At 75.6% G+C, this 6,246-nt stretch carries 6 protein-coding genes; 2 read left to right on the plus strand and 4 right to left on the minus strand.

The features are described from left to right. Window positions 1–244: 244 nt before the first annotated feature. Window positions 245–781 carry a hypothetical protein gene (locus BN2279_RS06865; RefSeq protein ID WP_059007516.1) on the minus strand — a complete coding sequence of 179 codons (537 nt, stop codon included), beginning with the start codon at window positions 779–781 and terminating at the stop codon, window positions 245–247. Window positions 782–944: 163 nt separating this feature from the next. Here BN2279_RS06865 and BN2279_RS06870 point away from each other — a divergent pair, with 163 nt between their 5' ends. Continuing rightward, on the plus strand, window positions 945–1,601 hold the full coding sequence (locus BN2279_RS06870; protein ID WP_059007526.1) for a response regulator transcription factor: 657 nt from the start codon (window positions 945–947) through the stop codon (window positions 1,599–1,601). A gap of 59 nt (window positions 1,602–1,660) precedes the next feature. After that, entirely contained in the window at window positions 1,661–2,920 is a 1,260-nt protein-coding gene (locus tag BN2279_RS06875; RefSeq protein WP_324612823.1) for a sensor histidine kinase, read from the plus strand. Between the two features lie 8 nt (window positions 2,921–2,928). Here BN2279_RS06875 and BN2279_RS06880 read toward each other — a convergent pair whose 3' ends face one another. The 3 genes from BN2279_RS06880 to BN2279_RS06890 all read right to left on the minus strand — a co-directional run bounded on the left by BN2279_RS06880 (window position 2,929) and on the right by BN2279_RS06890 (window position 6,097). After that, complete coding sequence (locus tag BN2279_RS06880; protein WP_159037087.1) at window positions 2,929–3,705, minus strand: hypothetical protein; 777 nt, start codon at window positions 3,703–3,705, stop codon at window positions 2,929–2,931. 150 nt (window positions 3,706–3,855) lie between these two features. Continuing rightward, window positions 3,856–5,478 carry a DUF6297 family protein gene (locus tag BN2279_RS06885; protein WP_059007522.1) on the minus strand — a complete coding sequence of 541 codons (1,623 nt, stop codon included), beginning with the start codon at window positions 5,476–5,478 and terminating at the stop codon, window positions 3,856–3,858. A 4-nt stretch (window positions 5,479–5,482) separates the two neighbouring features. Further along, window positions 5,483–6,097: an ABC transporter ATP-binding protein gene (locus BN2279_RS06890; RefSeq protein WP_234347528.1), complete on the minus strand. Its 615-nt coding sequence runs from the start codon at window positions 6,095–6,097 to the stop codon at window positions 5,483–5,485. Window positions 6,098–6,246: the final 149 nt, after the last annotated feature.

Raw genomic sequence — 6,246 nt, forward strand, 5'->3', positions numbered from 1 at the left:
AGTGATGTCGCGGAAGTCCGTGGCCGCCGGCTCGCACGGCTGGTGCCGTGGGAGCCGGCGGCCACCCCCCACCCCCGGGGGTGATCACCGGCTCGCGACGGGCGCGGGCCGGTCATCGCGCGGCCAGTACCTCCCTCGGGGAGAGGCGGGCGGCGCGGATCACCGGATGGTGAACGGCGAGAGTCCCGATGACGCCGCCGGGGCGTCCTCGTGCTCCCGAAAGGGTGGTCGCGGCATCGCCGGATCACCCTTCTCGCTGGTTCGACGCGCCGCCCTCGCCGCCGGGCGGCAGCTCCGCCTGGCAGATCTCGTCGGCCTGTTCGTAGTCGGGGTCCTCGGCGATCGACGGGTCGTCGAACGCGATGCCGCCGTTGGGCAGCGGGTCGGGAAAGCTCTCGACGCCCTCGTCGCGCATGCACCGCGCGTACCGCTCCACGGCTTCCTTCTTGTCGGGCGGCAGCGTCCGGTCCTCCTGGAGCGCCGGGTCGAGGTGGCGGCACGCCTCCATCGCGGCGTCCACCACGGCCGGGTCCTCGTCGTCCGTGTCCAGGTTCATGCCTTCTCCCGGGTCCGGGTCGGGCACGTCCAGGCCGTTGTCGCGCAGGCAGCGCGCGAACCCCAGCACCGGATCGCCCGGATCGAGGTCCGCCGCGTCCCCGTTCCCGCCGTTCCCGCCGTCCGGGCCGTCCGGGCCGCCGTCGTGGGAGCCGCAGCCGAGCAGGACCAGCACCAGCGTCACCGGCAGTGCGGTCAGCACCGCCCGGACCGTCGTCACGCGCATCGTGTGGTCTCCTCACGGTCTTCGGCGCGGATCGCGCGGCCGGCGGGACACGCCCACCGCCCGGACCGCGACGGAACCGGACGGCGCGTTTCCCCGCTGTTTCCACCCGGCCGGGGGCCGGTGCTGACGGGAACGAAACACGGCGTCCGTCACCATGACCCGCATGCGAGTGCTGGTGGTGGAGGACGAGCCGCGCCTGGCCGGGGCGATAGCGACGTGGCTGCGCGGCGAGGCGCACGCCGTGGACGTGGCGCACGACGGCGCGGCGGCGCAGGAGCGGATCGGCGTCAACGACTACGACGTGGTCGTCCTGGACCGCGACATCCCGGTCGTGCACGGTGACGACGTGTGCCGCGCGGTGGTCGCCTCGGGCGCGACGACGCGGGTGCTGATGCTGACGGCGGCGGCGGAGGTGACGGACCGGGTGGCGGGTCTGGGCCTGGGCGCGGACGACTACCTGACCAAGCCGTTCGCGTTCCCCGAGCTGGCCGCGCGGGTGGTGGCGCTGGGCCGCCGCTGCCGTCCGGCCGCGCCGCCGGTGCTGCGCCGGGCGGGCATCACGCTGGACCAGTCCGGCCGGGAGGTGTTCCGCGGCACCCGGTATGTTCCGCTGTCGAAGAAGGAGTTCGCCGTGCTCGCGGAGCTGCTGCGGGCGGACGGCGCCGTGGTGTCCACCGAGCGGCTGCTGGAGAAGGTGTGGGACGAGCACGCGGATCCGTTCACCGGGGCGGTCCGGCTGGCCGTTCTCAAGCTCCGCCGCAAGCTGGGCGATCCGCCGGTGGTGGAGACCGTCACGGGGGTGGGGTACCGGATCCCGTGAGCCGTTTCCCGGCCGGCCGTTTCCGCCGGTCCCGCCGTTCCCGTCCGTCCCGGCGCCGTGTGTCGCTGCGTGCGCGGCTGGCGCTGATCAACGGCGGCATGTTCCTGGCCGCCGGTGTCCTGCTGCTCGGCCTGACGTACGCCCTGTTCACGCAGGAGATCGGGGGCCCCACGGCCGGGAGCACCACGAGTTCCGCCGCCACCGGCGCCGACCCGGACGGGGAGGGCGGCGGGGAGGGCGGGGTTCCTCCCCCACCGGACCCGGACTCGCCGGACCCGGATCTGTCGGAGGCGGCCACGCTGGTGCGGAGCGAGGAGGCGGTCCGTGACGCGGCGGCCACGTCGTTCCTCGGCCAGGGCGGCATCGCGCGGCTGGTCGTCGGCGCCATCGCCGCCGGCTTCGGATGGCTGGTGGCCGGGCGCGTCCTGGCGCCGCTGCGTCAGGTCACGGAGACGGCCCGCCGCATCGCCGCCGCCCCGGCCGCCGACCGGGGGCTGTACCAGCGCATCTCGCTGCCGGGACCGGACGACGAGGTGAAGGACCTGGCGGACGCCTTCGACACCATGGTCGAACGCCTGGACCGCTCGTTCGGCAGTCAGCGGCGCTTCGTCGCGAACGCGTCGCACGAGCTGCGCACGCCGCTGACCGTCAGCCGGGCCCTGGTGGAGCTGGCCATGCACCGGGCCGCCGCCTCCGAGGACGTCCGGCAACTGGGCGAACAGCTCCTGGAGATCAACGCCCGGCACGAGCGGCTGATCAACGGCCTGCTGCTGCTGGCCGGTTCGGAGAACGAGATCCCCGAGCGGTTCCCCGTCGACCTGGCCGACCTCGCCGAACACGTCCTGGCGCAGGCCGCCGCCGACGCCGGCCGCCACGGCGTCACGCTGCGCCACGAGGACCTGGGCGAGGCGCTCACCACCGGGGACGCGCTGCTGCTGGAGCGCCTGGTGCACAACCTCGTGGAGAACGGCATCCGGCACAACACCGGCTCCCCCGGCGGCTGGGTCCGGGTCGTGACCCGCACCCGCCCGGACGACGGCCACGCCGTGATCGAGGTGACCAACACCGGCCCGGCCGTCGCGCCCTACGACATCCCCGACCTGTTCCAGCCGTTCCGCCGCCTGGGCGCCGAGCGCCTGATCACCGCCAAGGGCGCGGGGCTCGGCCTGTCCATCGTCCGGGCGGTGGCGCGGGCCCACGACGGCGACGTCACCGCCCGCCCGCGCCCCGGCGGGGGCCTGACCGTCACCGCGACCCTGCCCCCGCCGGGTCCCGCCGATCACCACGCGCCGGGCCGGGCCGCCGGAACCGCCGGGTAGCGCGGCGTTCACGGGGCCGGTTCGGCCTCGCAGTTGACGGGTGGGGTGCCGTGGAGGGTGAAGCATTCGTCGAAGCCGGAGCCGCCGTCGAGGACGCCGTCGTTGCTGGTCAGCTCGATCCAGTCGTCGCCGTCGCCGCCGAGGACCCGGCCCTCGTTGCCGCCGTAGACGACGAAGATGATGTCGGGGCCGTCGCCGCCGTGGGCCAGCCCGCTCCACAGCAGGCCGCCGAAGAGGTAGATCTCGTCGTACCCCTCGTCGCCCATCACGCGGCCGGCGAGCGGCAGGCCCTCGACGGCGTCGAGGTAGTCGTGGTCGTCGCCACCGCTGATGACGCCGGTGGGCCCGAGCTGGGCGCCCAGCCGGACGGAGGCGCTGTCCTCGCCGTCGCCGCCCCGGACGGCGCCGTGCACGGCGCCGTGGACGACGAACGAGTCGTCGCCGTCCTGGCCGTCGAGCACGCCGGTCGCGCCCAGCACACCCGGCTCCTCGACGGTGATCGTGTCCCGGCCGTCGCCGCCCCGGACCTGGCCGCCGTCCACGATCCCGTCCACGCTGATGGTGTCGTCGCCCGCGCCCGCGTCCAGGACTACGCCCGGAGGCAGGCCCTGGCAACGGATCGTGTCGTCCCCCGGTGTCCCGGTGTACCCGTCCGCGCCGTTGATCTGACAGGTGATCACTTCCCGCGCCGACGCCGCCGGTCCGGCCAGCGGTATGAGCGCCCCGGCGGCGATCGCGGTCAGGCACAGCGGGAGACGTCGTCGAGCGGATGGCCGATATGGCATGGGCATGTCCTTTCCGTCGCCTCCCGGTGATGCCGAAACGCCGCCCCCGGGAAACGGGCGCACGGATGCGCGGCGGCGTGGATCCGCACCGACGGCGCGGGCGCGCGGGGCGCCGCACGCCGTGGGTGGTGAGGCGGTCCGGCCCGGGGCTCAGCCGCGGTGCGCAGCGGTCGCCCGGCGGTGGACCCACCACAGTCCGGCGGCGCCGAGGAGGATCTGCCACACCAGGTGCCCGGCCCCGTACGTGCCGCCGTCCGCCGCGCCCTCGGCGACCGGCGCCGTCAGCGCCAGGGCGGCGAGCGGGCCGCGCAGGTACCACAGCGCCGTCTGGACGGGCGCGGTGTTGCCCACGGGGCTGTCGGACCCGACGAGAAGGGTCAGCGGCACGGTCCCCCGGTAGGCGCTGACCAGCGCCGCCGCGACGAACGCGGGAACGGACGCGACCAGGACCGCGGTTCCGGGTCCGCCCCGGCCGTTCAGCAGGCACACCGCCGCGCCCGCGCCCAGGGCCGTCAGCAGCAGGGCGGCCGGGACGAGGGCGTGCCGCAGGGCCAGGGAGCCGGGCGGGCAGCGCAGGTTGGCCGGGCGGCGGATGGCGTCGCTCTCGGCCCGCGCCGGTTCGGCGAGGTGGGCCGCCGCGAGGTACACGGCGACCAGTCCGCCGGCCACGGCGGAGAACCGGCCGGTGCCCTGGAGAGCCGGTGCCGCGGCGGTCAGCGCCACCGCCGTGCCGCTCCACACGGCGGCCCAGGCCAGGCGTCCGGGCGCGCGCAGCAGTCCCGTGGCGTCGCGCCACGGGACGACGAGCCATGGGTGGCGCGGCGGGGGAAGCCGCCGGGGGGGACGCGAGCCGCGGTCGCGCAGGGCGGGGATGCCCTCCCTGGCCTGCCGCAGGTCCAGGGTGAGCAGTGAGGCGCCGACCCGGACCGCCGTCGTCGCCCGCAGGCGCAGCGCGGCCCGGGAGATGCGCGGGGTCGCCCGGCGGGCGAACAGCAGCGCGGCCGTCGTCGATGCGGCCGCGAGCGGGGTCGCTGCCCACCACCGGGGCGCCGCCGGGGAGGTGCCGGTCTCCAGGGCGGTGATCAGGGGCTGGGCCGACCAGCCCCACGGTCCCGACCACAGGTACAGGTGGGCGAGCCAGGCGGGCGGTCCCTGCGCGGTCGCTGTCGCGGCGCCCACGGCCATCAGCGTCACGGCCGCCCAGGCGGCGCCGAAGATCCGGGTGCCGTGGCGGGCCATCAGGCGGTCGTGACGCTCGACGAGAGCGCCGGCGGCGGTGCCGGTGAGCGCGGTCGTCGCCCCGGCCCAGGCGCCCGCCGCCGCGGCCAACGGCCAGGGCCGGGCGTGCGGCGCGGACAGCAGGAACCCGGCCACACCGCCCACGCCCGCCCCGACCAGCCCGGCCAGCAGCGCGGCGGAGGCGAGCCGGGGCAGCAGGAGCGCGCCGCGCGACAGCGGCGTGGGCAGCAGCCATGTCACGGTGGGCATGTCCACGAGCACCGGCCCGCGCCACACGGCGCCGCGCGCCATGAGCACCGTCACGAGCACCGCCAGGGCCGGAACGGTGACCGGCAGGCTCGCCAGGAGCCGCGCCTGCCACGCCTCGGACGGCCCCTGGGCGTGTCCCCGCTCGGCGGCCATGACCAGCAGCGGGACGCCCCAGCAGCCGCCCACCAGCGCCACGCCGTAGAGCGTCAGCGCCATGTTGCCGCGCTTGCGGGCGCGGAAGTCGCGGCGGATCGCGCGCAGGTAGGCCAGGGTCTCGGCGGTCATCGCCTCATCCGTCCGTCACGTGCCCGGCGTCCGTACGGGTCAGCGTTCCCGCGTCGACGGTGAACACGGTGTCGGCGACCGCGCTCAGCGCGTCGTGGTGCGTGGCCAGCAGCACGGCGGCGCCCCGGTCCCGGTGCGCGGCCAGCCGGTCCGCCAGTTCGCCCCGGGCGCGGCGGTCGAGCCGCTGCTCGGGTTCGTCCAGGATCAGCAGGTCATGGGGGCGTGCGAACGCCGCGGACAGGGCCAGCGCCTGGAGCTGCCCGGACGACAGCGCGGACGGCAGGACGTCGGCGTGCCCGGCGAGGTGGTGCTCCTCCAGCACCTCCCCGACGACGCCGGCGGCGTCCGGGCCGAGGCCGTGGGACAGCGCCACCAGCATGAGGTGTTCGCGCACCGTCAGGTCCGGATAGTGCGCCCCGGTGTCCAGCACCGTCGCGATGCGGGCGCGGGCGGCAGGGGCGTCCTCGTCGAGCGGCGCGCCGTCGAACAGCACGGTGCCGCTGGTCGGGCGTTCCCTGCCGCAGGCGACGCGCAGCAGGGTGGACTTGCCGGAACCGTTGTCGCCTCTCAGCGCGATGATCTCCCCGGGCGCCAGGTCCAGCGTGACCGACCGCAGCACCTCGCGGTCCCCGTAGCGGCGACCGACGTCGGTCAGTCGTAACCTGCCTCTTATACACTTCTGCCCCTGCCGCCGAAGAGGCTCGTTCTCATTCTGTTGCTGCAGGGTGCATCTATACCTTATCTACATACCCCTCGCTTCGCTTCCAT

The sequence above is a fragment of the Streptomyces specialis genome, from assembly GCF_001493375.1.
GTDB lineage: Bacteria > Actinomycetota > Actinomycetes > Streptomycetales > Streptomycetaceae > Streptomyces > Streptomyces specialis.